Genomic DNA, 24,882 nt, shown 5'->3' on the forward strand with positions numbered 1-24,882 from the left:
CGTGCGGTGTGTGCTCTTCACCGGGAAGGGCGGCGCCGGCACCACGACGGTGGCGGCGGCGACCGCGATCCTTGCCGCGCAACGGGGTCATCGCACCCTGGTCCTGTCCGTCGACCCGGCGGCCGGGCTCGCCGGCGCGCTTGACCACCCCGTCGGCGCCGACCCGACCGACCTCGAACCCGGGCTGACCGGCCAGCAGGTCGACCTGCGCCGCGCCGTCGACACGCGCTGGCCGGCCGTGCGCGAGGTCCTGGCCGGCACCTGGCCGTCCTTCGACGTCGATCCGGTCGAGCTCGAGGAGCTGGCCTTCCTGCCGGGTGCCATCGAGACGCTGACCCTGCTCGAACTGCGTGACGGGCTGGCCAGCGCCGACCACGACGTCGTCATCGTCGACGGTGGCCCGGTCGCCGGTCTGCTGCGGCTGCTCGCCTTCCCGGAGACGCTGTCGTGGTACTGCCGGCGGCTGCTGCCGCCCGACGGTGCGTTCGCCCGCTGGCTGCGGCCCGGCTTCGGGTGGGCGGGCGCGTTCGGCGGCCGGTGGGGAAACCTCGCCGCGCCCGCCTACGACACCGTCTCCCGGGTGCACCGCGCCGCGGTGGACCTGCGGGCGATCCTCACCGACCACGCGGCCACCAGCATCCGGCTGGTGCTCACCCCGGAGAGCGGGGCGCTGGCCGCGGCGCGCAGCAGCCTCACCGCGCTGTCGCTGCACGGCTTCACCCTTGACGGCGTGGTCGTCAACCGGATCTTCTCGCCGGCCGGGGCGGACGCCTGGCGGGCCGGCTGGGCCGCCGCCCACCGCGAGGCGCTCGCCGAGATCACCGGGGCGTTCGCGCCGACCCCGATCCTGCCGGTGGCCTACCGGGCCGGCGAGCCGGTCGGCCTGGAGGAGCTCGCGGCCTTCGGCGCGGCGACCTACGGCGAGCTCGACCCGGCGGGCGTCCTCGGCGCCTCGCCGACCGGGGCCGGCGAGCAGCCGCGGGTCGAGCGCACCGACGACGGATACGCGCTGTCATTCGGGCTTCCGTTCGTCGACGGCTCCCAGATCGACCTGGCCCGGCTGGGTGACGATCTGATCATCACCGTCGGGGCGTTCCGCCGAGCGGTCCCGCTGCCCGCGGCGCTGCGCCGCTGCGACGTCAGCGCCGCCCGGCTGCGCGGCGATCGGCTGGTGGTCTCGTTCGTGCCCGACCCTGACCAGTGGGTGCGGGCATGACGTCCGTCCCGGCCGACCCGCCCCCCGACGGTCCCACTCCCAGCAACGGTCCCACCCCTAACAGCGGTCCTACCCCTGACAGCGGTCCCACCCAGCGTGGCGCCTCGGGTCTGAGCGGCGGTCCTGGTGAGGGCGGCGGCCCTGGTGAGGGCGGCGGCCCTGGTCAAGGTGGCGGTCCTGGTGAGGGCGGCGCCGGCGGTACCCGCTCGGAGGACCGGCCACCGCCGCCCGGGCCGCTCGTGGTCGAGGCGGCCCTGCTCGTCGATGCCCTGCGGGGCCTGGCCGGCACCGAGGCGGGTGGTCGTCTGTGGGAAGCCGTCGCCGACGTCGCCGGCGGTGTCGGGGCCGCGGCCGGCGGGCTCGGCGTCGGCGTCAGTGCGGGCCACGGACAGCCCTGCACGTTGTGCCCGTTGTGCCGGCTGCTGGCGATGTTCGCCGGGGACCGGCCCGAGGTGGTCCGCCACCTGTTGACCGCCGCGGAATCACTGGCGGCGGCCTTCCGCGTGGCCCTCGACGCCTACTCCGGCACCACTCGCCCCGGCACCGCTCGCCCGGCCACCGCTCACGCCCGCACAGCTCGCGCCGGTGACGCCCACTCCGGCGACGCCCGCGACGAGACCGAATCCGCCGCCCCCGCGTCCCCGGGCGCGGGGCGCACAGCCCACCAGGACCCGCGGCCGGGGGCCGCCGCGGGCACCCGTTCCGCCCCAGCGCCCAGACCACGCGTCCAGAGGATCGATGTCACGTGAGCACCAATGTTTCCAGCAGGTCGGATCGTCCCGGTAACTCGGATCGCCCCGGCACCCCGGACACCTCCTCAGCCCGTCCCGCGGGCTCGGACGCCCCGCCCAGCCCCCTCCCGCCCGCCGTCGCGGACACGTCGGCCGACGACGATCGGCGCACCGCGGGCCTGACGATCGGCGTGGACGTCGGTGGGACGAAGGTCGCCGCCGGCGTCGTCGACGGCGCCGGCACCGTCCTGGCGTCAGTTCGGCGGCCGACTCCCGGTCATTCGGCGTCCGAGGTCGCGGACACCATCGCCGCCGTGGTGGCGGAGCTCAGCGCCGACTACGAGGTGAAGGCGGTCGGCATCGGCGCGGCCGGCTGGATCGACGCGAACCGCTCGCGGGTTCTGTTCGCCCCGAACCTCGCCTGGCGGGACGAGCCGCTGCGCGACGAGGTGAGCGGCCGCGTCGGGCTGCCCGTCGTCGTCGAGAACGACGCCAACGCGATGGCCTGGGCCGAGTACCGGTTCGGAGCCGGTCGCGGGCGCCGTGACCTGGTCTGCCTCACGGTGGGCACGGGCATCGGTAGTGGCATCGTCCTCGGTGGCGAGCTCTACCGCGGGGCGTTCGGCATCGGCGCGGAGACCGGCCACATGCGGATGGTGCCCGACGGCCACCTGTGCGGGTGCGGTAACCGCGGTTGCTGGGAGCAGTACGCCAGCGGTCGGGCGCTGGTCCGCGCCGCCCGCCAGATCGCGGCGATGGACCCGTCCGCCGCCTCCGCGATGTTGGAGGCGTGCGGTGGTGACGCCGAGCGGCTGACCGGCCCGGACGTCACCGAGGCGGCCCGCAAGGGCGACCCGGCGGCGATCCGCTGCCTGACCGAGATCGGCCACTGGCTCGGCGAGGGCATGGCGAGCCTGACCGCCGTGCTCGACCCGGACCGTTTCGTCATCGGCGGCGGGGTCTCCGACTCCGGTGAGCTGCTGCTCGGCCCGGCCCGGGACCGGTTCGCCCAGACGGTGCCCGGCCGCGCGCATCGGCCCACGGCCGAGGTGGTCATCGCCGAGCTCGGTTCCCAGGCCGGCCTGGTCGGCGCCGCCGACCTCGCCCGAATCTGAGCAGCCCGAATCTGAGCAGCCCGAATCTGAGCAGCCCGAATCTGAGCGGCCCGGATTCGAGCGGCCCGGATCTGAGCAGCCCGGACCAGGGCAGCCTGGTTCAGACGCCCGGGCCGCCCGGCCCCGGTCGGGCCGGGCGGTAGTCCGGCACCAGCTCGACGGCGAGTTCCTCCAGGAACAGGCCCGTGTCGGCGACGACCCCGACGGCGTGTGCGCTGGTGCGTTCCGTGAGGGCGTGCACCGTCGTCGGGTTCACGTCGACGCAGGCGACCGGGATCGAGGCCGGCAGGATATTGCCGGTGGCCACGGAGTGTTGGGCGCTGGCGACCATCAGCGCGTAGCCGACCCCGCGTAGCGCCGCGCGCATCGCCCGCTGCCCCTCGACCACGTCGGTGTGGACGTCGGGCAGCGGGCCGTCGTCGCGCACGGAGCCGACGAGCACGAAGGTCTTGTTCGCCTTCACCATCGCGTGCATGATCCCCTGGGAGAGGACGCCGGACTCCACCGCGGCCCGGATAGAGCCCTCGCGGCGGATCGCGTTGATCGCGCGGATGTGCTGTTCGCTGCCTCGCTGCACCCGGCCGCTGCGCAGCGGCCCGAGGCCGAGCGGGGAGCCGTAGAGCGCCGCCTCCACATCCAGCGTCGCCAGCGCGTTCCCGGTGAACAGGACGTCGACGTAGCCGGCCTCGACCAGGGCGACGAGCGCGGGCGCGGCGCCGGTGCTGACGACCGTCTGCCCGGCCACCCACAGTACCTGGGCGCCCTCGGCCTTGACCTCGCGGACCTGGCGGGCGATCGCCTTCACCAGGACCGCCTGCGGCTGGGTGGAGCTCGGCAGCGGTGCGCCGAGCGCCTCGTACTCGGCGTAGATCCGGCTGGAGTGGTCGGTGACCGGCAGGACGACTTTCACCCCGTCCACCCCGCAGACGATCATGTCGCCGGCGCGGACGTCCGTCACCGGGACGGTACGTACCCGCCCGCCGGAGACGACCAGGCCGCAGTCCATCTCGGGGTGTTCCACCGGGACCCATTGGCCGTCGAGATGGACGACGGTCTCCAGGTTCGTGGTCGAGTAGAAGTCCGGCGGGAAGGCGCCGTCGCGGTCCGCGGCCTCGCAGCGCGCCGTGCCCGCCTCGACCTTGTTCACGCCGTGGACCTGGATGCGCATGAGGATGCGCATGAGCCGGCGCGGCGTCTCGGCACCGACGGTGATGACCGCGTGGGACTCGTCGTCGTGGCTGCGCCCCAGGTCAATGTGATCCACCCGGTAGTCGCCGCCGTAGTCCAGTACGTCGTCGAGCACCCGGGCCAGTACACCGGTGTCCATGAGGTGCCCGTGCACCTCGACCTTCTCGTGGTAACGCACGCCCAACGCCTTCCCTTCGGTGCCAGTACGACGGCTGCCACGCCGACGTCGTCCTCAGGCCCGATGCCACGCACCGGCCCTGCCTTCCCTCCGGTGTGCCCCGGGGGTGCGACCGTTCCCGGGATCCGGCCGGGACGCGAGCACGTCCGGAGGAGCGCGCCCCGACTACGCGGCCACGCACCGACGCCGGCCGCACCGCCGGTACGCCGCCGCAGGTTCATCGCGGCGGCTCACGTCCCGGACCGTCGCGGTCAGATCACCGCGCCGTCGTCGGGGCCGTCGAAATCGGTGGGCGGTCGGTCACCCATGCGGGCGACGAGGGTGCCGACCCCACCGAGGATCAGTAGCACGCCGGTGACATCCTGCGCGCGGGACTGGTTGAAGCCGATCAGGGTCGGCACGACGAGGAACACCACCCCGAGGGCGATCGAGCCCAGCGCCCAGCGGGTCACCGGCCGGATCCGGGGCAGGGGCGGCGCCGGCGGCGGCACGTAGTGGTCGTCCTCCGGGTCCGGCGGGGCGTCCGCCGATCCGCCGAGGTCGATCACGACGAAGTCGGCCGGGTCGGCGCCGCGCCCGGCGCCGATGCCGGGCGGATTCAGCCCCGGGGGCGGCGCCTCGTCCAGACCGGGATCGGTGCGGTCGTCCGGCGCGGGCGGAACACCGGGCTCGAACGGCGGACGCAGGATGATCACGGTAGGGCGACGGGTGTCGCCGAGGTCCTCCGCCGCCGGCCACCGTCGGCTCTCCGGCTCGTCGTCGAAGTGCGCGATGAGATCGAGGAAGGCCGCGTCGTCGGCCTCCTGGGAACGGGGCGACGACCGCGCGGCGGGCTCCTCGGGGCGAGGCCCGGGCGGTTCCCCGTCGGCCGGGCCCGCCGGCCCGCCCTCGGCGGCGACGCCTCCGTCCGCCTCCGGCTTCCCCGGGGCGCCGGCCGCGGCGTCCGGTCGCCCGGTCGAGGACGGCAGACCTGGCGGGTGAGTCGAGGCTGGCGGGTGAGTCGAGGCCGGTGGGTGGATCGAAGCCGGCGGGCCGGCCGACGACGGCGGTCCGGTCGGGCTGGGGTCCGTGGGGGCCGCCGCAGCGGCGCCGGCGGGTCCGGACTGCCCCCCGCCTGCGGCGTTCCCGGCCACGCCGGACGCCTCGCCGCCCGCGGGCGTGCCTGCAGGCCCGGACGGGCCGGATTCGGCCGGCAGGGCGGCGCCGCACCCGGTGGGTGACACCCCGGCTCCCGCCGCCGCCCCGCGGTCCGCCACCGGACGGTCGGGCTCCGCCGCGCCCGCCGCGGACGGCCGGGGCTCGCCCTGACCCGGCGCCGGCGGATGCTCAGCCATCGTCGTGGGGGGTGTCGGGCACGAGCGCGCGCGCCGCGTGCCGCTGGACGAAGTCCAGACTGCCTTTGAAGATTGTTTCCTTGTCGTTGTCGAGGGTTGCCACGTGCCAACTGTCCGGCAGCAGCCGCTCCTCGATCGGCGCGCGCACCCCGGCCAGCAGGATCGCCCCCGAGCTCGGCTCCACCACGTGGTCGACGACGCTTCGGTACGCGAGCACCGGACAGTCGATCCGCCCGAGGTCGCCGCGGGTGACCCCCCACAGCTTGCGCAGCGAGGCGAACGCGAGCAGCGGCACCCGGTCGTAGCCGACCTCGGGCACGCCCTTGGCCTTCACGTCGCCGGCGACGCCGCGCACGGCCGGGATGACCCGCCCGAGCAGCGGCGCGAGCGCGGCGTGCCACCGCTCGGTCGACAGGCTCGCGTTCACCGTGACCACGCCGGCGATGTCAGAGCCGTGCTCCTCGGCCAGCCGCAGCGTCAGCGTCCCGCCCATCGACAGGCCCATGACGAACACCTGCTCACAGTCCGCGCGCAGGCGCAGGAACGCGCCCTGCACGGTGGTGTACCAGTCCGGCCAGGTGGTCGGGACCATGTCCTGCCAACGGGTGCCGTGGCCCGGCAGCAGCGGGCAGGAGACGGTCAGCCCGGCAGCGGCGAGGGACTCGCCCCACGGCCGCATGCTGCCCGGAGAGCCGGTGAACCCGTGGACCAGCAGGACGCCCACCGGGCCACCCGCGAACTCGAACGGTTCGGCACCGGGTAGGACGGCTGTGCCGGTGGAGCCCGCCATCGTGATCCGCCCTTCGTGCCCTGGGCCCGCCCGCATGCCACGTCGCGGGCGGCGAGAAAGGAAAGCGCCGGTAAACATATGCTCGCACGGTCCGCGGGTTGAGGCCACGGTCGTACGTATCTCGCGGTCGTGCGGACGCCGTCGGAACGCCAGAAGCCAGCCGGGACCGAGAACGCCCCGGCTGGGATGATATAGGCGCGGGCCTGTCCGCGCGCGCCCGGCGAGTCCCGTGCTGTCGGCGCCAGGCCGGGAGCCGTGGGCACCACCCGGGCCGCGTCGGCGTTAGATGGACGTGATGATGGCCGATCCCCAGGCTTGCGGGCGGCTCCCGCACACCGGCGACCATGGCCGGGCCCCGTCCGCCGCCCGGCTCGCGTACCGTCGCCGTCCGCGAGCCGCGGAGCGCCGCCGTGCCCCACCTGGCGCGCGGTGGGATGCTCGGGTCTGGTGTGATCGGCGTCGGCGGATGGAGACGGGCGGCCCGGCCACGGTCGCCCCAGGCGGGCGTCGTCTGACGGCGGTGACCAGGCGGGAGCTGTCTTGTTCTACTGGGTGCTCAAGGCGGTCCTGACGCCGATCCTTCGGGTGTTCTGGCGTCCGTGGGTGGAGGGAGCCGAGAACATCCCCCTGCAGGGCCCCGCGATCCTCGCCGGAAACCACCTCTCCTTTCTGGATCACTTCTTCCTGCCGGTGGTGATCCCGCGTCGGGTGACCTTCCTGGCCAAGAGCGACTACTTCACCGAGGCCGGCGTCAAGGGCTGGTTCAAGCGCGTGTTCTTCAGCGGCGCCGGCCAGATCCCGATCGACCGCAGCGGCGGCAAGGCGAGTGAGGGCGCCCTTCGCTCCGGCGTGCGTGTCCTGCGCCAGGGCCGGCTGATCGGCATCTACCCGGAGGGGACCCGCTCGCCCGACGGCCGCCTGTACCGCGGCAAGATCGGCGTGGCCCGGATGGCCCTGGAGGCCGGCGTGCCGGTGATCCCGGTCGCGATGATCGGCACGTTCGAGGTGCAGCCGCCCGGTCAGCTCGTGCCGAAGATCCGCCGGATCGGGATGCGGGTCGGTCGGCCCCTCGACTTCTCCCGCTACGCCGACATGGCGGACGACCGGTTCGTGCTGCGGTCGATCACCGACCAGATCATGTACGAGCTGATGGCCCTGTCGGGCCAGGAGTACGTGGACATGTACGCCAAGCGGGCCAAGGAGGAGATTGCCGCCGCTCGCGCCGCTGGCACCTCGGTGCCGGTTGGACGGTCGGCACCGGCGGCGGGGACGGTGCCGACCGCGGGGACGGTGCCGGTGCCGGCGGCGTCGGGACACGTGCCGGCGGCGGGGACGGCGGCGGGGACGGCGGCGGGGGGCCCCGAGGGACCGGCCGCCGTGGCGGGCGAACGCCCGGCCCGGCCCGTGACCGCGCCGGCGCATCCGCGAGGCTCCGACGGCCACGCCGACCGGGCGGTCTGACCCGGCTGCGGGCAACACGGCAGGATGGTCGCGTGCGTGGCGATTTCGATCCTTTGCCGGCGGCGGTTGATCGGTCGGACGGCACGCGCCGGCGGCGGCGTGTTCCGGGTCCGCGGCCGGACCGTGCTCGTCGTACCGGCGCGACCGACGCGCGCCGTGGCTCCCGCCGGCTCGCCACGCTGCTGCTCGCGCTCGGTGCGCTCGCCGGCTGCCTGGTCGCCGGCGGCCCGGCCGCGCTCGCGGCGCCCACTCCGTCGGCCGCGGTGACCGCGTTCCCGTCGGCGGCGCCGGGTCCCGCGGGTCCCACCGCCGCCGCTCCCGCCGACGCCGCCGCTCCCGCCGACGCCGCCGCTCCCGCTCCGGCCGGCACCATCGACCGCTCAGGGGCCTACCTGACCGACGGCGAGCGCCGGGCGGTCGTCCTCCGCGGTATGACGGTGCCGGCCGGAGTCACCCCGACCGCCGCCGACCTCGACACCTGGATCGGCTACGGCTTCAGCGGCGTGCGCCTCGCGGTGCCGGTGGCCGCGGGCGGCCGCTTCCCGGTCACCGCCGGCTGGCCGGTGCCCGATGCCGCCGCGCGCGTAGCCACCGATCCCGGGCTTGACCAGGTCGCGGGCCTGGCCCGCACGTTCACCGGCCGCGGGATGCGAGTCGTGCTGCGGCTCGTCCCCGCCGCCCGGGGCCAGGCGCTGTCGAGCGCGACGCTCACAACCGGCCTCGGCCGGCTGGCGAGCCGGTTCCGCGGCGAGCCGGGCCTGATCGGCTACGAGGTCCCGGCCGCCGCGGGCGCCGGGACGGCGCTGACCGCCACCGTCGCGGCGCAGGACCCCCGCCACCTGCTGTGGCGGGACCGCCCGGCGCCGTTCGACGCCGCCGCCACCGTCGCCGTCAACGACCCGACCGGCTACCTGGTCGGGTGGAAGGACGGCTCGCCCGCAGCGGTGCGCGGCCTGGTGTCGGCCGCGGACGCGTTCGGGCTGAGCTGGTTCTATGACGCGCCCAGCGGCACGGGTGGGACGGTCGGCACCGATCCGCCGCAAGCCCTGGGCGGTGGTCCGCTCCCGGCCGCCCCGGCGGAGATCGTCCGCCCGTACCCGATGGCCGTCGCGGGAACGCCCGAGTCGCTGCGGTTCGACGACGCGCGGGTCCTCACGGTCACCTACCGGACCGCCGCGCCCGCCGGGGGTTCCCTCGCGCCCGGTGCGGCGACGGCCATCAGCGTGCCGGCGTGGTCCTACCCGCAGGGCTATCAGGTCCAGGTCGTCGGCGCGCGGGTGACCTCGGCACCGGGTGCGGGCCTGCTGTGCGTCGTGGCCGAGCCCGGGGCGGCCCGGGTCGACGTCCGGGTCTCCCCGGCCACCGCCGGCCCGCAGGTGAGCGCGCCCACGGCCGCGGGCGCAGGCGGCTGCGTCCCCTCGTCGAGACCCGCGGCGGCATCGGCGGGATCGGCGGGATCGGGCGCCCCCGCGGCCGCCGACCGCCGCGACGACGACTACTCCGGGCCGCTGCTGTGGGTGCTGCCACTGGTCGGGGCGGCCGGCGCGGCGGCGCCGCTCGCGTTCGTGCTGCGGCCGTGGCGCCGGCGTTCGGGCCGTTCGGGCCGTTCCGGCCGCCCCGGCTGGTCGCCGCTGGACCCGGCGACGCCGGACCCGCGCCCCGCGCCGGCCGCCCCGGCGGACCGGCGGCCGGCGGTGGCTCCGGGGCAGGCGCCGGTTCCCGCCGATCCGGCCGGCGGAGGAGACTGAGCCGGTGGGCACCCGATTCTTCTACGACACCGAGTTCATCGAGCGCCGTGAGGCCGATCATCTCTGGCTGGATCTGGTCAGCATCGGCATCGTCAGCGAGGACGGCGCGCAGCGCTACTACGCCGTGTCCACCGAGTTCGACCCGGCCTTCGCGGTGCCGTGGGTCCGCCGCAATGTCCTCGACCAGCTACCGGCGCCGGCCGACGCGGCGTGGCGATCCCGCGCGCGAATCCGCGAGGAGATCGCCGCGTTGCTGACCGCCGACGGCACGCCGGAGCTGTGGGCCTGGTATGGCGCCTACGACCACGTGGTGCTCTGCCAGCTTTTCGGAACGATGACCGACCTGCCCGCGCAGTTGCCGCGGTTCACCCGGGATCTGCGCCAGCTCTGGGAGGACGTCGGCCGCCCGGCGCTGCCGTCGCCGCCGGCCAACGCTCACGACGCCCTCGCCGACGCCGTGCACAACCTGGCTCGCTGGGAGGTCCTCGCCCCGCTGCGGGCCCGGGTCGCCGCCGCTCCGCCCGCGCGGCGCTGACGCCCCACCGCGGGCTCGTCGCGAAGACATCGCCCCTTCTGCGTGGTCGAGTCGCCACGCCCGGTGACCAAATCGCTTCCCGGGTGCGGACCTGCCGTTACGCTGCCGCCGGCGTGGCCTGCGCGCTCGACAGGAGGATTCGCGATGAGGATCGGCGTACTGACCGGCGGCGGCGACTGCCCCGGGCTCAACGCGGTGATCAGGGCCGTCGTCCGCAAGGGCGAGGGCGTCTACGGGCACAGCTTCGTGGGGTTCCGGGACGGCTGGCGCGGGCCGCTGACCGGTGACACGGTGCCGCTCGACACCGCCGCCGTGCGGGGCATCCTGCCGCGCGGCGGGACCATCCTCGGGTCGAGCCGCACGAACCCCTATGCGGCCGTGGACGGGCCGTCGTTGATCCGCGAGAACCTGGCGGCCGCCGAGATCGACGCGCTCATCGCGATCGGCGGGGAGGACACCCTCGGCGTGGCCGCGCAGCTCCACGCCGAGGGTCTGCCCGTGGTCGGGGTGCCCAAGACCATCGACAACGATCTGTCCGCCACCGACTACACCTTCGGCTTCGACACCGCCGTCAACATCGCCACCGAGGCGATCGACCGCCTCCACACCACCGCGGAAAGCCACCACAGGGTGCTCATCCTCGAGGTGATGGGGCGCCACGCCGGGTGGATCGCCCTGCACAGCGGCATGGCCGGCGGCGCGAACGTCATCCTCATCCCGGAACGGCCGTTCGACTTCGACAAGGTCTGCGCCTTCGTCGAGGCCCGCTTCGCCACCCACTACGCCCCGATCATCGTCGCCGCGGAGGGCGCCACCCCGATCGCCGGCACCATGGTCACGAGGGAGGGCGAGCTCGACGCCTTCGGCCACGTCCGCCTGCAGGGCATCGCCCAGGTGCTCGAGACCGAGATCCGTGGCCGTACCGGCCGGGACGCCCGCGCCACCGTGCTCGGCCATCTCCAGCGCGGCGGCACGCCGACCGCGTTCGACCGCTGGCTCGCGACGCGCTTCGGCCTGCACGCCGTCGACGCGGTGCACGAGGGCGACTTCGGGGTGATGGTCGCCCTGCACGGGACCCGCGTCGACCGCGTGCCGCTGGCGGAGGCGACCCGCGAGCTCAAGACGGTGCCCGAGGAGCTCTACAACGAGGCGGAGATCTTCTTCGGCTGAGCGGAAACATGTCGGCCGGTTGACCGGCTCACATGGCGGCGGGGACCGTACCCTGGTGTCTCGTGAGCGCATTGGATGTCTGGCGGACCCTCCCGGCCAAGCAGCAGCCGTCGTGGCCCGACCTCGAGGAACTGCAGACCGCCTACAACCAGCTTGCGGCGCTTCCCCCGCTGGTCACGGCCCCGGAGGTGCGTTCGCTCACCGAGCGCCTCGCGATGGTCGCCCGGGGTGAGGCATTTCTGCTTCAGGGCGGTGACTGCGCCGAGACCTTCGCGGCGAACACCGCCAACAAGATCCGCGACAAGGTCAAGACGCTGCTGCAGATGGCGGTCGTGCTCACCTACGGCGCGAGCACGCCGGTGGTGAAGGTCGCCCGCATCGCCGGCCAGTACGCCAAGCCGCGTTCCGCCGACATCGAGTCGAGCACCGGCCTGCCGTCCTACCGCGGCGACGCCGTCAACGACATCGCGGCCACCGCCGCGGCCCGCCGGCCGGACCCGATGCGCATGGTCGCCTCCTACCATCAGAGCGCCATAACGCTGAACCTCGTCCGGGCGTTCGCCACCGGCGGTTTCGCGGACCTGTCGAAGGTCCACGAGTGGAACAAGGCGTTCGTGCGCGACTCGGCGGCCGGCCGGCGCTACGAGGTGATGGCGACGAACATCGAGCGGGCGCTGGCCTTCATGGCCGCCTGCGGCATCGACCTCGGCAGCGCGGCGCTGACCGGGGTGGAGCTGTTCACCAGCCACGAGGGTCTCCTGCTGGAGTACGAGCGCGCCCTCACCCGGGTGGAGGACTCCACCGGCAACCCGTACGACCTGTCCGCGCACATGATCTGGATCGGGGAGCGGACCCGGGACCTCGACGGCGCCCACGTCGACCTGCTGTCCCGGGTCGGCAACCCGATCGCCTGCAAGGTCGGGCCGAAGGCCAGCCCCGACGAGGTTCTCGAGCTCGCCGAGCGGCTCAACCCGCAGCACGTCCCCGGCCGGCTGACCCTGATCACCCGGATGGGCGCAGGCAAGATCCGTGACGCCCTCCCGCCGATCATCGAGAAGGTCAACGCCGCCGGCCCGCCGGTCGTCTGGTCCTGCGACCCGATGCACGGCAACACCCGCGACGTCGGCGGCGTCAAGACCCGCCACTTCGACGACGTGCTCGACGAGGTCTTCGGCTTCTTCGAGGTGCACAAGGCCCTGGGCACTCACCCGGGCGGCCTGCACATCGAGCTGACCGGCGAGAACGTCACCGAGTGCCTCGGCGGTGCCGAGCTGATCGGCGAGGAGGATCTCGGCGGCCGTTACGAGACCGCCTGCGACCCGCGCCTGAACACCGGGCAGGCCCTCGAGCTGGCCTTCCTCGTCGCCGAGATGCTCCAGCACGCGCGGGGTGAGCGTGCCGCCGCGATGCAGGAGCTCCCCACCGTCTAGACGAGTAGGTCCCCGAAACCAGGGCGGGACTGCCTTCCCGCGCATCGCAGCGGCCGCGTCGGAGGCAGGCCCGGGGGCGACGCAGCGCGTCGTTCAGTAGCGCGTGGTTCAGTCGGTGGGGGCGGACCGGTAGTCCGTGGCGGCGCCCGCAGCTCCATCACCGTCGCCCGCCGGCTGACCCCCCGTTCCGGTGGACGTCATGACGCTGGGCGCCCTGGCCCCCACCCGTGCCGCATCCGTCCCCGGAACCGTCGTCACTGTGGCTCCTGCGCCGACCGCCGCGGTCGCCGTGCCGGCCTGGTCGCCTGTGCCCATCTGGCCCGCTTGGCTCGTGCCGCCGCCCGCCTGGCCGGTGCGAGCAGGCGGGTTGGGGACTCCGGTCGGGCCGGCGGTGCCTGCCGGCCCGACGGCGTCCGGTATGCGTGGTGGGGCCCCGGCCGCCGGCGTCGCCGAGGGCGCGCCGATCGGGGCGGCAGGGGCCGCAGCGCTCGGTCGCGTCGGCGCGGCGGGCGCCGGACGCGGCGCGACTGGCTCGGCCGCGCGGTCCACCCCGCTCGGACCGTGCGTGGCATCCTCGGCCAGGCCGCTGATCGAGGTGCTGGCCGGCGTCGGCGCAATGGTCGGCCCGGCGTCGCTCGGGGAGGTCGTCGTGTCCGGTGCGGCGGTCGGCGGAAGCTCCTGCGATTCAGTGACCGTCGCCGTGGTGGGTGCGGCGTGCGTGGGATGCGCCGCGGTGGCGGCGGTCGCGCGCGGAAGACGGGGGCCGAGGGCGTTGCGGAACTCGTCGATGAGGTCGATCGCCACCCGGGCGGCTTCGGTCGTGCCCGGAGGCAGGGCGGCGAGGACGGGCGTCAGCCGGTTGGACTGCTCGGTGGTGAAGGCATCCATCGTCGCCCAGGCGTCGGCGTTTCCTGCGGTGGCGCTGGCGAGCAGCACCCGCGAGCCGGCCCGCGCCTGCGCGCACCAGGCCCGCAGCAGGCTGTTGACCGTGCCGGCATCCGCGTGGCGGCCGGGCGGGGCAGGGGCAGGGGTCGGCGCCGAGGCTGTCGAGGCGGCTGCCATGCGCGGGGCGACCGTGGTGCCCGGGGCGGCTGTTGTGTTGGGCGCGGCCGCTGGGGGCGGGGCGGCAGGTGCGACAGGGAGAGCTGACGCGGCCGGTGGCGTCGGTGGGGCCGCCACGGCGGACGGGCCTGGTCGCCCCGGTGCTGCCGGCCGGCCGGGGGGTGGCACCGGGTTCGGCCCGGCCGGGGCGCCCGCTCCGACGGGTGGGAGGAGCCCGACGGGCGGGTGGGGAAGGCCCGTCCCCGCGGCGCGCGGCAAGCCGAATGGATCATTTGGGTGCGACGGGTCCGCAGGGCCTGACGGCTGACCGGCGGGACCGGCGGCCGCCGCGGACGTCCGCAACGCCGACGGGAGCGTGCCGACCTCGGCCCGTGAGGAGGCCTCAGGTACGGCGGCCAGGCTGCCAGGGGCGACCGTGGCGGGTGCGATCAGTGGGGGGATGCCGGCCGCCGCGGGCTGGCCGAGCGCGGTTGCCGCCGGCGAGCGGTTCCCGGCAGGCGCCCCGGCGCCGCCGGTATTGGCATGCTCGACGGGGGCACCCTCGCCAAGAGTGATCGTGCGTAGCTCGTTCATGCGGGTGCCGGCCACGTCGAGGCGGGTCTTCGCCTTGGCGACCGGATCGCGCACCAGCGATACCTGGAGGTTCTCGACCCGCCGTTTGACGCTGTAGAGCGTCTCACCGGGCAGGGCGTCCTCCGCGCTGACGGCGAGACCGGCCAGGGCCACCGCGCCGGCGAGGGAGACGGCCAGCAGCGGGCGGGCGGCGCGCAGGACCCGGCCACGCCGCGGTGGGGCCGGACGCACCCGCCGTCCGGTGACGCCCGAGCCGCGGGCCACCGTTGGCCCGGCGAGTGCTGGTGTGGCGCGGGTCTGGTCGGCGAGGGAGGCGAGCAGGCGGGCGCGCACGGCGGCGTGGCGGGCCGGACTCATCCGGGGGGTCGGGAGGTCACGCAGGGCCGCCGCCGTGGTGACCAGGCGCAGATCGGCGGCGTCGGCCGGCGGGCGCTGACCGTCCAGCAGCGCGGCGGCCTGCTCGGAGCGGGTTCGACGCGGCCGCCACCACCGGGAACCGAGCTGCCGAGGCCCGGGTTGCTCCACCCTGGCGAAATCCCGGTCGCGGCCGCGCGCTGCCCTCACGTCCTCCCCCTGGGAGCGGTCGTGCGGCGGCGGTCCGGGAGCCGGCTGCCCCCGCGCTGGCCCGACCGAGGTCTACCGTCGTTCAGTTACCGAACTGCCACACAGTGTTCACGTGTACTGTACTACCTTTTTCGATCTTGGAGTTGGGCTGGGGGGACTGGGCTGTCACCCGGTCGGTCGGGTTGCCGAGCACGGCGAACCGGTCGATCTTCAGCCCACGCTGGCGCAGGATGTTCTCGGCGTCGCGGTAGGACTTGCCGATCACTTTGGGGACGGTGACCTGCACGCCGCTGCCGTCACCCCCGCCGTCACCCCCGCCGGTGGTGTCGGTTCCGTCGTCGGGCGCGGCGGCGACCGTGAGCGTCACGGTGCTGTTCGGCGCGATCGGTTGGCCGGCCGCGGGGGCGGTGCCGAGGACGTTGTCGGGGGCCGTGTCCTCGGTGACGGCCAGATCGCGCTGAACCGTCACTCCCGCGACGCCGAGGGCGTCGATCTCCGCCTTGGCCGCGTCGTAGGTCTTGCCGATGAGATCGGCCGGCATCTGTCTGGTGTCCGGGCCGCTCGACATGATCAGAGTGACGCCGTCGCTGGGCTTGAGCACCGTGTTGACGGCCGGGTTCGTGCCGATCACATGGCCGGCCGGGACGGTGTCGCTGGCCTGGTTGATCAGCCCACCCACGGTGAGGTTGACCTCCTTGAGCCGGGCCGTGGCCTGTTCCTGGGTGAGGTTGGCGAGGTCCGGCACACCGACGGTCGCGGGACCGGAACTCAGCCGCAGAGTGATCACCGCGCCCTTGTCGACCTTCGTCCCGTCCCTGGGGTCCTGCTGGGCGACGTGGCCGGCGGCCACGGTGGGGTTGGCGACCGGATCGAGGTAGGTCGGCCTGAGCCCGTGGTCCCGCAGCATCGTCTCGGCGTCCGACTTGCTGAGGCTGGTCAGCAGCGGGACCTCGATCTTGTCGCTGGACAGCAGGCGCACTGCGAGGAAGCCGAGCAGCAGGACCAGGATCGCCGCGCCGCCCACGGCGAACGGCGCGTACCGGCGCGCGCCGGAGCCGGGGCTGGCGGCGCGGCGGCGCCCGTGACCGGCGCCGAGGTAGCTGGTGGAGGTCGGGGTCGGCGGGACGGAGGAGCGGTAGAGCGCCCCGGTGCCGGGCTGGCTGGCCACGCCGCCCGCGTACGGCGGCCCGGCGGCCGGGTCGTGCTCCGCGATCCCAGCCCTCGGCCGTCCCGACTCCGCGCCGGTGAACGGAACGGCGCCGTGCGGATCGTCGTAGTCGGTGTCGTAGTCGGTGGGCTGGAAGGGGCGGGTGTAGTCGGGCCGCGGATCCTCGGGGGGCGGCCCCATCAGGCCGATCCGCTCGACCTCGCCGGTGAAGCCGGTCTGGTAGGCGTCCGGCGCGGGCAGGTACGGCCCGATGCGGCGCAGCTCGTCGAGCAGCGCCGCGCCGTCGGCGGGCCGGCGGGCCGGGTCGCGCGCCGTCGCCCGCAGCACGAGGCCGTCGAGTTCCGCCGGCACGCCCTCGACGATGGTGGACGGCGCCGGCACGTCGCCGTGGACGGACTGGTAGGCCATCGACATCGGGGTCGCGCCGCTGTGCGGAAGATGGCCGGTCAGCGACTCGAACAGCACGACCCCGGCGGCGTAGACGTCGCTGCGGGTGTCGGCGGTGCCGAGGGTGACCTGTTCGGGCGCGAGGTACCCGACGGTGCCCATCACCACCCCGTCGGTGAGTGCCTGGGTGGGCTGGCCGAGCGGGCGGGCCAGGCCGAAGTCGGCCACCTTCACCTGGCCGTCGTCGCCGAGCAGGATGTTCTCGGGCTTGATGTCGCGGTGGATGATGCCCGCGTCGTGCGCGGCGGCGAGCGCCTCCATCACGGGCTCGATGATCTCGACGGCTTCGGCGACCGGCAGCCGCCCCCGGGCGCCCAGGTGCTGGCGCAACGACCGGCCGCGCACCAGCTCCATGACCAGGTAGTTGATCAGACCGGCCGAGGTGTGGTCGGAGCCCTGGTCGAGCACCGAGACGACCCGGGGGGTGTTCAGGCGCGCCACCGCCTTGGCCTCGCGGTGGAAACGGCCGACGAACTCCGGGTCGTGGTTGAGGTTGGGATGCATGACCTTGAGGGCGACGAGCCGGTCCAGCCGGTTGTCGTGTGCGACGTACACCGTCGCCATGCCGCCGACGGCGAGTCGTTCCTGCGCCGTGTAGCGGCCGTCGAGAAGCCGACCTATGACGGGGTCGGCCACGGTGGCATCCACGGGAGACAGTTTACGATCGTTGCCGAACCATGCCGCTACCGGAGCCACGCGGCGTTAGCTCCGGATTCGGATGAGGGGCGGCGGCGAACGCATCTGCATGTCCCGCGGACATGGCGTTGCCTATCGCGTTACCGGCCGATGGTCTTCGGCTGAATACCTGACCCTGCCGGTATACGGCGATGGCGCCGCGCGGATCCGCCGCGGCGCACGGATACCGCCGCCAATCCGCCCCGGCCGGCGATGGGTGTGCCCCGGCACGTCCGAGCCGTCGCCGTCCGTGAGGATGAGGTTCGCGGGCCGTCGCCCGTCGGGGTGCCGCCCCCGATTCGCGGGCCCCCGGTCCGGCCGCCGCACGTGGGCGGCGTGCCTCGATCCGGCTCGGTGGCGGTTGCGGGCGGGCTAGACTGGGGCCGCACCGGGGAGCCCGTGGACATGGGCTGAGAGGCCGGCCAGGAACACCGTCGGCGACCCGCATACCCGATCGCGGTCATGCGCGCGTGGGGAGGATGGTCATCATGTCGCAGGCTCCGTCAGGTCGCGTCGTTGCCGCGCCGGAGTGGTCCCGGCCGCCCGGCCTCGCGTCGTCCGGCGCCGTCGAGCCGGTCGAGGGTGACGAGCTTGTGATCGCCGGGCGTCCCTACGGCAGCCGCCTGCTGGTGGGGACGGGCAAGTTCGCGGCTCACGAGGTGATGCGCGACAGCCTGCTCGCCTCCGGCGCCGAGATCGTGACGGTCGCGCTGCGCCGGGTCGACCTCGACCGCGCTGGCGAGGGCGACGTGCTCGACTTCGTCCCGCCGGGGATGACGCTGCTGCCCAACACCTCCGGTGCCGCGGATGCGGCGGAGGCGTTGCGGCTGGCCCGCCTGGGCCGCGCCGCCACCGGCACCGCCCTGGTCAAGCTGGAGGTCACCCCGGACCCGCGGACGCTGGCCCCGGATCCGATCGAGACCCTGCGCGCCGCCGAGCTCATGGTGGCCGACGGCTTCACCGTCCTGCCGTACTGCTCGGCGGACCCGGTCCTGGCCCGCCGCCTGGAGGAGGCCGGCTGCGCCACGGTCATGCCGCTCGGTAGCTGGATCGGCTCGAACCGCGGGCTGCGCACCCGGGACGCGATCGAGGCGATCGTGGCGGGTGCGGGCGTGCCGGTGATCGTCGACGCCGGCCTCGGTGTGCCCTCGGACGCGGCCGAGGCCATGGAGATCGGCGCGGCCGCGGTGCTGGTCAACACGGCCATCGCGGTGGCGGCCGACCCGGTGCGGATGGCCCGGGCCTTCGCGCTGGCGACCGTCGCCGGGCGGCTGGGCCACCTGGCCGGGCAGGCGGGGACCGGGACGGCCACCGCGGCATCCGCGTCCTCGCCGCTCACCGGCTTCCTCGGCGCTCTCGGCACCCCCGCGAACGGCAACGGCAGGGTGGCCGGGTGAGCGCGCCGCCGGGGGAGTTCGCCCGGGAGCTCGCCGCGCTGGACCTGTCGGGACTGTCCGACCGGTCGCGGCGCGCGACGCCGGCGGAGGTCGACGAGGTGCTGCGCCGGGTCGTGCCCGGTCCGGGTGGGCGGGGCGAGCCGGCACCGGGGCGGGTCGGCCTCGACGAGCTGGCCGTCCTGCTCTCGCCGGCCGCGACGGGTCGGCTGGAGGAGCTCGCGCTCGCCGCCCGGGCGATCACGCTGCGCCGCTTCGGTCGGGCCGTGCGACTGTTCGCCCCGCTGTACGTCTCGAACGCCTGCCTGTCGTCCTGCACCTACTGCGGCTTCGCCAAGGGTCTGCCGGTCGCGCGGCGCACGCTCAGCGTCGACGAGGTGGCGGCCGAGGGTCGGCTGCTGGCCGAGCGGGGCTTCCGCCACGTGCTGCTGGTCGCCGGGGAACACCGCGTCGAGGTGTCCGCCGACTACCTCGTCGCCGTGGTGGAGCGGCTGCGGCCGATGTTCCCGTCGCTGTCGATCGAGACGCAGACCTGGTCGGACGACACCTACGCCCGGCTGGTGCGGGCCGGGCTGGAGGGCGTCGTCCACTACCAGGAGACCTACGACCGGGCCCGGTACGCCGAGGTGCACGTCGCGGGCTGGAAACGCGACTACGACCGCCGGCTGTCGTCGTTCGAGCGGGCCGCGGGCGCCGGGGCACGCCGGCTCGGGATCGGCGCGCTGCTCGGCCTCGCCCCGGACTGGCGTGCCGACGTGCTCGCCCTGGCTGCCCACGCCTCGTTCCTGTCGCGGCGGTACTGGCGGACCGAGGTGTCGGTCGCGCTGCCGAGGATCAAGCCCAGTGCCAGCGAGTTTCCGCCGGTCGTCGTCGTCTCCGACGCCGAGTTCGTGCAGGCGTACGCGGCCCTGCGGCTGTTCGAGCCCGACCTCGCGCTGACGCTGTCCACCCGGGAGCCGGCGGCGATGCGCGACGGCCTGGTCCGCATCGCCGTGACGACGATGAGCGCGGGTTCCTCCACCGAGCCCGGCGGCTACGGTTCGCCGGGTACCGCCCAGGAGCAGTTCTCGATCTCGGATGAGCGCCCGCCGGCCGAGGTCGCCGCGATGCTCGTCGCGGCCGGCTACGAGCCGGTGTGGAAGGACGCCTTCCCTCTCGTCGACCCGCGGTGATGGCGGAACTCGACGCCGTCGGCGCGGAGCACTCCGCCCAGGGCCGTTTGGAACCCGGCCCGGCGGAGCCGGCCCGGACGATGCCGGCGCTATCGCGCTGTTCTGCGTGCGGACGGTGCCGATGCAATTCCCCTATGCGCGGTTTGAGGGCAGATGTGGGGCACTGTTCGTAATGTAGGGAGGGCCTGCTCCGTCCTTCTCGACCCGAATGACCGCGCGCGTCGCTAAGACCACTAGAGTGCCGGGCGTGCCTCGCATTCACCTGGTGTCGAACCTGCCCGGGGTGAACGCGCTCGGCGACCATCTGCGCGCAGCGGGTCTCGGCCCGACCTCGGCACGGTCGGCGGACGCGCTTCTCGTCCTCATCGATCGTCCCCTCGACCACGTCGAGCAGGAGCTGCTCGACCGCGCCCGGCAGTCCGTCCCGGTGCTGCTCGCCGGCCCGACCGTGCGCGCCCTGCCCGCCGACAGCCCGCTGGTGGAGGCGTCCGGCCTCATTCCCGGCCGGGCGACGCCCCCCTACGAGCTGCGGTTGCAGGCCGGGCCGCAGGGCAGCGCGATCATGGCCCGATCGGGTGACTTTCGCCCCCGGGAGAGCTGGGTCATCCCGGAGAAGGTCGCCGACGACGTCGAGCGGCTGGTGCTGATCCGTCACGAGATGGGCGAATATCCCGTCTGCACCTGGCGGCCGGCGACGGGGCTCGGCATGTTCACCCTGGGCACGGGTGCCGCCGTGCTCGGCGACGCGGCCTACCACCGGCTCGTCGGGCGGTGGCTGCGGCACTGCCTCGGCGTGCACGACGCGCCGCCGGTCGGCGTCGGCCTGCTCGGCACCCCCGACACCACCGCGGCCCACCACGCGGGCCTCGACGCGACCGAGGGGCTGGAGCTGACCGCCCTGTGCGACGGCGGCCCGAGTCGCGCTCCCGCGCACGCCGCCGGTCGCCTGCCCCGCCGGGTCGAGGACCCCGACGATCTGGTGAACGACCCCGAGCTCGGCGTGATCGTCGTCGCCACCCCGACGCACACCCACCTCGAATGGGCCGGACGGGCGCTGGAGGCCGGCAAGCACGTGGTCGTGCAGGCGCCGCTGTGCCTGGCGACGCCCGACGCCGACCAGCTCGCCGAGCTCGCGGCCGAGCGGTCCCTGCTGCTCGCCGTCTACCCGGAGGGTCGGGTCGACCCCGGCTATCGCGCGCTGCACGCGGCCGTCGGTCGTGGCGCGATCGGCGAGCCGCTGCGGCTGGAAGTGCACCGCGGCGGGCTGCGCCGACCCGCCGGGACCTGGCGCGACGACGAGCGGATCAGCGGCGGCCAGCTCTACGATCGCGGCGCGGCCGGCGTCGACCAGGTGCTCGCGCTCGTCGACGAGCCGGTCGAGTGGGTCAGCGCCGCGGAGCTCAAGCGGGTCTGGTACCACGTCAGCAACGCCGACCACAGCCGGCTGCTGCTGCGCTTCGCGAGCGGTGCGGAGGCGCAGATCACCGTCTCCGACCTGACGGTAGCGGCCCGTCCCAGCCTCGAGGTGCTCGGCAGCGCGGGCACGCTGATCCTCGACGACGCCCCCGCCGCGAATCCCGAGCCGTTCGACGGTGGGCCCGCGGTCACGGGCCGGCACGCCGGCCGCCGGGCCGCGCAGGACGACGACGTGGCCGGGGCGGCCTCGTTGCTGCTGGCCACCTATGACGGCGTCCGGACCCGCTATCCGCTGCCGGCGCCCGGGGCGGGGGCGGCCCAGGGCGGCATGGAGGCGTTCTACCGCGACCTCGCCGACAGCCTGGTCTCCGGTTGGCCACTTGCGGGCTACGGCGTCGAGGCGGCCCGCCCGGTGGTTGCGGTGCTCGAGGCGGCGGTGCGTTCGGTGGCCACCGGCGGCGCGCAGGTCGTGCCGCTGTGATCATATTGCCGTGATCAGGTCGCCGTGATCGTGCGCCGGCCCTGATCGTCTCCGAGACGGCGAGGTCACGGGTGGTGCGGACCTCGCCGGCACCCCACGACGCCGTTCCGGACTTAGGTGTTTACTGTTGACCATGGATTGGCTGACCCTGCCTGACGCCGCGACGCAGTTGCAGGTTCCCGTGACCCGAGTCCGGCAGATGGTGCGCGAACGAACGTTGCTGGCCCGGCGGGAGGGCGGTGTCCTACGGGTGCCGGCGGAGTTCATCGGTGACGGCACGGTGGTCAAGGGCCTGCCCGGCCTGCTCACGCTCCTCGCCGACGCGGGGTTCACCGACGACGAGGCCCTCGACTGGCTTTTTCGGGAGGACCCGAGCCTGCCCGGCACCCCGATGCGGGCGCTCGTCGAGAACCGTGGCAAGGAGGTCAAGCGGCGAGCCCAGGCCCTCGCCTTCTGACCGGGCAGCGTGATCGCGGGTCCTGCACGGTCGCGGGTCCTGCGTGGTCCTGCGTGGTCGTGCGTTCGGCGTGGTCGTGCGTTCTGCGCGGTGCTGGGCTTCCAGGCTGTCGTGGGCTGCCGGCTCCCGTAGGGTCGGGTCATGGTCGATCGTCCGCCGCCCGCCTCGGCGCCGGCGCCCACCCCGCCGACGGGACCTGCCCGGGCGCAGGTCGTCGTCAACGGCGCCGCCCGCGTGGTCGCGGACGGCCAGCCGCTGCCCGACCTGCTCGTCGAGCTCGGCCTGCGGCCCGGTTCGGTGGTCGTCGAACGCAACGGGGTGGCGCTCACCCCGTCGGAGTTGGCCGGCATCCGGCTCGCGGATGGTGACACCTTGGAGATCGTGCGTGCCGTCGCCGGAGGATGAGTTGACCACAACGGGACCGACGCCGCCCGCCGACGCGGGGGACGGGCCGGCGAGGGCGGACGGGTCGGTGCGGGCGGACCGGCTGCGGCGGCTCGCCGACGCCCGGCTGTATCTCTGCACACCCCGCCGGGCCGAGTTCGGCCCGTTCCTCGACGCCGTGATCGGCCCCGCCGGCCGTGGCGGGGTCGACCTGGTGCAGCTTCGCGAGAAGAGCCTCGAATGGGCCGACGAGGTGCGCGGCCTGCGCGAGATCCAGGCGGCCGGCGCCGGCCAGGGCACTCTCGTCAGTGCGAACGACCGCGCCGATCTCGCCGCGTTCACCGGAGTCGACATCCTGCACGTCGGCCAGGACGACGTGCCGCCTGCCTTCGCTCGCCGGCTGGTCGGCCCGGACGTCCTGATCGGCCAGTCGACGCACAGTCCCGAGCAGTTCCTCGCGGCTCTGGCCGACCCGGACGTCGACTACGTGTGCGTCGGCCCGGTGCACGCGACGCCGACCAAGCAGGGGCGTCCACCGGTCGGGCTGGGGCTGCCCCGGCTCGCCGCCCGCCACGCCCCGCCGTTCGAACCGGGCGCGAAGCCCTGGTTCGTCACCGGCGGGGTCGGTCCGGACACCCTCGACGACATCCTCGCCACGGGGGCCCGCCGGGTGGTTGTGGTGCGAGCGCTGACCGCCGCCGAGGACCCCGCCGCCGGCGCCGCCGCGCTCGCCCGGCGGCTGCGGACCGCCTGAGCGCCACCCCTCGGGCCGGGACGTTCATGCGGGTCGGGATGTTCGTGCGGGTGGGGGCCTCGTGCGGCACCTGAGCTATCTCGCCGTCCTGGCCGGCTGCCTGCTCGGTACGGCGCCGCTCGAGCTGTTCCTGGGGACCAGGGTCTATGCCCGCCCACGTCGCCTGCTGCTGACCCTGCTGCCCGTCGTCGTGATCTTTGCCGCCTGGGACGTGTACGCCATCGCCGCCGGGCACTGGAGCTTCGATCCCCGCAGCATCACCGGCGTGCGGCTACCCGGCCGCCTGCCCCTGGACGAGCTGCTGTTCTTCCTCGTGGTTCCCGTGTGCGCGGTGCTCACGCTGGAGGCCGTCCGCGCGGTGCGCGGCTGGCCGGCCGGTGACGAGCCGGACGACGAATCGGTTGACGGACCGGACGACGGACCGGCCGACGGACCGGACGACGAGGCCGGTAGCGACCCCGCCGACCCTGAGCCGGCCGAGGTCCGGGGCGGGGCGGGCGGACCGGGGGGCGCGGGCGGATGAGTTACACGGCGCTGGCGGTCCTCGGGGTCGCCGCGGCGGTCGTCGCCGACCTGTGGCTTCTGCGCACCCGGCTGCTGACCCGGCGGATCTTCTGGGTCTCGTATGCCATCATCGTCGTCTTCCAGTTGCTCGCCAACGGGATCCTGACCGGGTTCGGCGTCGTCGTCTACGACCCGGGCGCCATCACGGGGCTGCGGATCGCGTACGCCCCGGTCGAGGATCTGCTGTTCGGCTTCGCACTCGTCACCCACACGCTTACCTGGTGGGTCTGGTGGGGTCGTCGGCTGGGCCGGACACCCCGACCCCGCCCCGCCCCCGCCTCCGCCGATCGGCGCAAATAGCCACGTTGCGTTACATTTGCGAAACTGAATGAAATCTCTCCGCACTCCGTGACGGAAACGAGCGAATTGGCCCCCTGGAGGTCATCTATCGGCCTAATCTCGACCGTGATGACGCATGACGTTGCGGGGGGCCCGGGTTCGGCGGGGCGGCACCGTTCTCCCTGGGGTAAGCCGGGCAGGATTCTGCCCATCCGGTGGGGGCGCATCATCGCCGTAGTGGTCGCATTGGCACTGGTGGTTGTGAGTCTGGTGCTGATCCGTGGTCGATTGGCCGGGGATGGCCGCGCCGCCGGGCCCATCAACCGGTCCGGCGTCCCGACCGCCCCGTTCGCGCCGAGCGCGCAGAGACCCTCGGACGTGCTGACCGCGACCACGGCGACTCACCGGCCGAGTTCGACCGCGGCCGCACCCTCGACCCCCGCGGCCGGCACCGCGACCGCACCGGCTCTGACTCCGGCGCCGGCGATCGTCTCGCCGTCCGGCGCCCCCACCGCAGTCCGTTCGCGCGCGGCGGGGCGCAGCGGCGCCCCGGTCGTCCCGGTCGTCCCGGTCGCACCGCGACCCACCGGTTCGGT

Annotated in this window: 22 protein-coding genes; 16 read left to right on the forward strand and 6 right to left on the reverse strand. The window is 74.5% G+C overall.

Going from position 1 to position 24,882, the window contains the following annotated elements; genetic code table 11:
- Window position 1: 1 nt before the first annotated feature.
- From AC5R91_RS27905 to AC5R91_RS27915, 3 genes are read left to right on the forward strand one after another with little or no spacing between them, the layout of a single operon-like run.
- Window positions 2-1,216, forward strand: a complete 1,215-nt coding sequence (locus AC5R91_RS27905; protein ID WP_495394252.1) for an ArsA family ATPase — start codon at window positions 2-4, stop codon at window positions 1,214-1,216.
- Entirely contained in the window at window positions 1,213-1,965 is a 753-nt protein-coding gene (locus tag AC5R91_RS27910; RefSeq protein ID WP_495394253.1) for a hypothetical protein, read from the forward strand. The genes AC5R91_RS27905 and AC5R91_RS27910 overlap by 4 nt, the downstream gene beginning before the upstream one ends.
- Window positions 1,962-3,062 carry an ROK family glucokinase gene (locus AC5R91_RS27915; RefSeq protein WP_495394254.1) on the forward strand — a complete coding sequence of 367 codons (1,101 nt, stop codon included), beginning with the start codon at window positions 1,962-1,964 and terminating at the stop codon, window positions 3,060-3,062. The genes AC5R91_RS27910 and AC5R91_RS27915 overlap by 4 nt, the downstream gene beginning before the upstream one ends.
- Before the next feature lie 100 nt (window positions 3,063-3,162).
- Here AC5R91_RS27915 and AC5R91_RS27920 read toward each other — a convergent pair whose 3' ends face one another.
- The 3 genes from AC5R91_RS27920 to AC5R91_RS27930 form a co-directional block, all read right to left on the reverse strand.
- Window positions 3,163-4,428, reverse strand: coding sequence for an ornithine cyclodeaminase family domain (locus AC5R91_RS27920; protein ID WP_495394255.1), 1,266 nt, complete (start codon window positions 4,426-4,428; stop codon window positions 3,163-3,165).
- 251 nt (window positions 4,429-4,679) lie between these two features.
- Window positions 4,680-5,651, reverse strand: coding sequence for a hypothetical protein (locus tag AC5R91_RS27925; protein WP_495394256.1), 972 nt, complete (start codon window positions 5,649-5,651; stop codon window positions 4,680-4,682).
- Window positions 5,652-5,754: 103 nt separating this feature from the next.
- Window positions 5,755-6,552 (reverse strand): alpha/beta hydrolase, encoded by a 798-nt coding sequence (locus AC5R91_RS27930; protein WP_495394257.1) that lies wholly within the window; start codon window positions 6,550-6,552, stop codon window positions 5,755-5,757.
- Window positions 6,553-7,092: 540 nt separating this feature from the next.
- Between AC5R91_RS27930 and AC5R91_RS27935 the strand changes: the two genes are divergently transcribed.
- The 5 genes from AC5R91_RS27935 to AC5R91_RS27955 all read left to right on the forward strand — a co-directional run bounded on the left by AC5R91_RS27935 (window position 7,093) and on the right by AC5R91_RS27955 (window position 12,896).
- Complete coding sequence (locus AC5R91_RS27935; protein WP_495394258.1) at window positions 7,093-8,013, forward strand: lysophospholipid acyltransferase family protein; 921 nt, start codon at window positions 7,093-7,095, stop codon at window positions 8,011-8,013.
- A 32-nt stretch (window positions 8,014-8,045) separates the two neighbouring features.
- Window positions 8,046-9,761, forward strand: coding sequence for a hypothetical protein (locus AC5R91_RS27940; protein WP_495394260.1), 1,716 nt, complete (start codon window positions 8,046-8,048; stop codon window positions 9,759-9,761).
- Window positions 9,762-9,765: 4 nt separating this feature from the next.
- Complete coding sequence (locus tag AC5R91_RS27945; RefSeq protein WP_495394261.1) at window positions 9,766-10,296, forward strand: polyadenylate-specific 3'-exoribonuclease AS; 531 nt, start codon at window positions 9,766-9,768, stop codon at window positions 10,294-10,296.
- Window positions 10,297-10,440: 144 nt separating this feature from the next.
- Complete coding sequence (locus AC5R91_RS27950) at window positions 10,441-11,466, forward strand: 6-phosphofructokinase (protein ID WP_495394263.1); 1,026 nt, start codon at window positions 10,441-10,443, stop codon at window positions 11,464-11,466.
- Between the two features lie 32 nt (window positions 11,467-11,498).
- The gene (locus AC5R91_RS27955; protein ID WP_495394264.1) at window positions 11,499-12,896 is read left to right on the forward strand and encodes a class II 3-deoxy-7-phosphoheptulonate synthase; all 1,398 of its coding nucleotides are present in this window, start codon (window positions 11,499-11,501) and stop codon (window positions 12,894-12,896) included.
- Between the two features lie 108 nt (window positions 12,897-13,004).
- Here the strand turns inward: AC5R91_RS27955 and AC5R91_RS27960 are convergent, their stop codons facing one another.
- The gene (locus AC5R91_RS27960; RefSeq protein ID WP_495394265.1) at window positions 13,005-15,095 is read right to left on the reverse strand and encodes a DUF5667 domain-containing protein; all 2,091 of its coding nucleotides are present in this window, start codon (window positions 15,093-15,095) and stop codon (window positions 13,005-13,007) included.
- A gap of 82 nt (window positions 15,096-15,177) precedes the next feature.
- Window positions 15,178-17,346 carry a Stk1 family PASTA domain-containing Ser/Thr kinase gene (locus AC5R91_RS27965; RefSeq protein ID WP_495394266.1) on the reverse strand — a complete coding sequence of 723 codons (2,169 nt, stop codon included), beginning with the start codon at window positions 17,344-17,346 and terminating at the stop codon, window positions 15,178-15,180.
- A gap of 527 nt (window positions 17,347-17,873) precedes the next feature.
- Between AC5R91_RS27965 and AC5R91_RS27970 the strand changes: the two genes are divergently transcribed.
- From AC5R91_RS27970 to AC5R91_RS28005, 8 genes are all read left to right on the forward strand, one after another.
- Complete coding sequence (locus AC5R91_RS27970; protein ID WP_495394267.1) at window positions 17,874-18,782, forward strand: thiazole synthase; 909 nt, start codon at window positions 17,874-17,876, stop codon at window positions 18,780-18,782.
- Window positions 18,779-19,951, forward strand: coding sequence for a 2-iminoacetate synthase ThiH (thiH, locus tag AC5R91_RS27975; protein ID WP_495394269.1), 1,173 nt, complete (start codon window positions 18,779-18,781; stop codon window positions 19,949-19,951). Before AC5R91_RS27970 ends, thiH begins: the two co-directional genes overlap by 4 nt.
- Window positions 19,952-20,159: 208 nt before the next feature.
- Window positions 20,160-21,848 carry a Gfo/Idh/MocA family protein gene (locus AC5R91_RS27980; RefSeq protein WP_495394270.1) on the forward strand — a complete coding sequence of 563 codons (1,689 nt, stop codon included), beginning with the start codon at window positions 20,160-20,162 and terminating at the stop codon, window positions 21,846-21,848.
- 133 nt (window positions 21,849-21,981) lie between these two features.
- Window positions 21,982-22,305: an Rv2175c family DNA-binding protein gene (locus tag AC5R91_RS27985; protein WP_495398078.1), complete on the forward strand. Its 324-nt coding sequence runs from the start codon at window positions 21,982-21,984 to the stop codon at window positions 22,303-22,305.
- Between the two features lie 141 nt (window positions 22,306-22,446).
- Window positions 22,447-22,710 (forward strand): sulfur carrier protein ThiS, encoded by a 264-nt coding sequence (thiS, locus tag AC5R91_RS27990; protein WP_495394271.1) that lies wholly within the window; start codon window positions 22,447-22,449, stop codon window positions 22,708-22,710.
- Between the two features lies 1 nt (window position 22,711).
- Window positions 22,712-23,443 carry a thiamine phosphate synthase gene (locus AC5R91_RS27995; RefSeq protein WP_495394272.1) on the forward strand — a complete coding sequence of 244 codons (732 nt, stop codon included), beginning with the start codon at window positions 22,712-22,714 and terminating at the stop codon, window positions 23,441-23,443.
- A 61-nt stretch (window positions 23,444-23,504) separates the two neighbouring features.
- Window positions 23,505-23,966 (forward strand): lycopene cyclase domain-containing protein, encoded by a 462-nt coding sequence (locus AC5R91_RS28000; RefSeq protein ID WP_495394273.1) that lies wholly within the window; start codon window positions 23,505-23,507, stop codon window positions 23,964-23,966.
- On the forward strand, window positions 23,963-24,307 hold the full coding sequence (locus AC5R91_RS28005; protein WP_495394274.1) for a lycopene cyclase domain-containing protein: 345 nt from the start codon (window positions 23,963-23,965) through the stop codon (window positions 24,305-24,307). Before AC5R91_RS28000 ends, AC5R91_RS28005 begins: the two co-directional genes overlap by 4 nt.
- A gap of 380 nt (window positions 24,308-24,687) precedes the next feature.
- On the opposite strand, the gene AC5R91_RS28010 is transcribed toward AC5R91_RS28005, so the two are convergent.
- Complete coding sequence (locus tag AC5R91_RS28010) at window positions 24,688-24,873, reverse strand: hypothetical protein (protein ID WP_495394275.1); 186 nt, start codon at window positions 24,871-24,873, stop codon at window positions 24,688-24,690.
- Window positions 24,874-24,882: the final 9 nt, after the last annotated feature.

This window comes from Frankia sp. BMG5.60, from assembly GCF_059428125.1.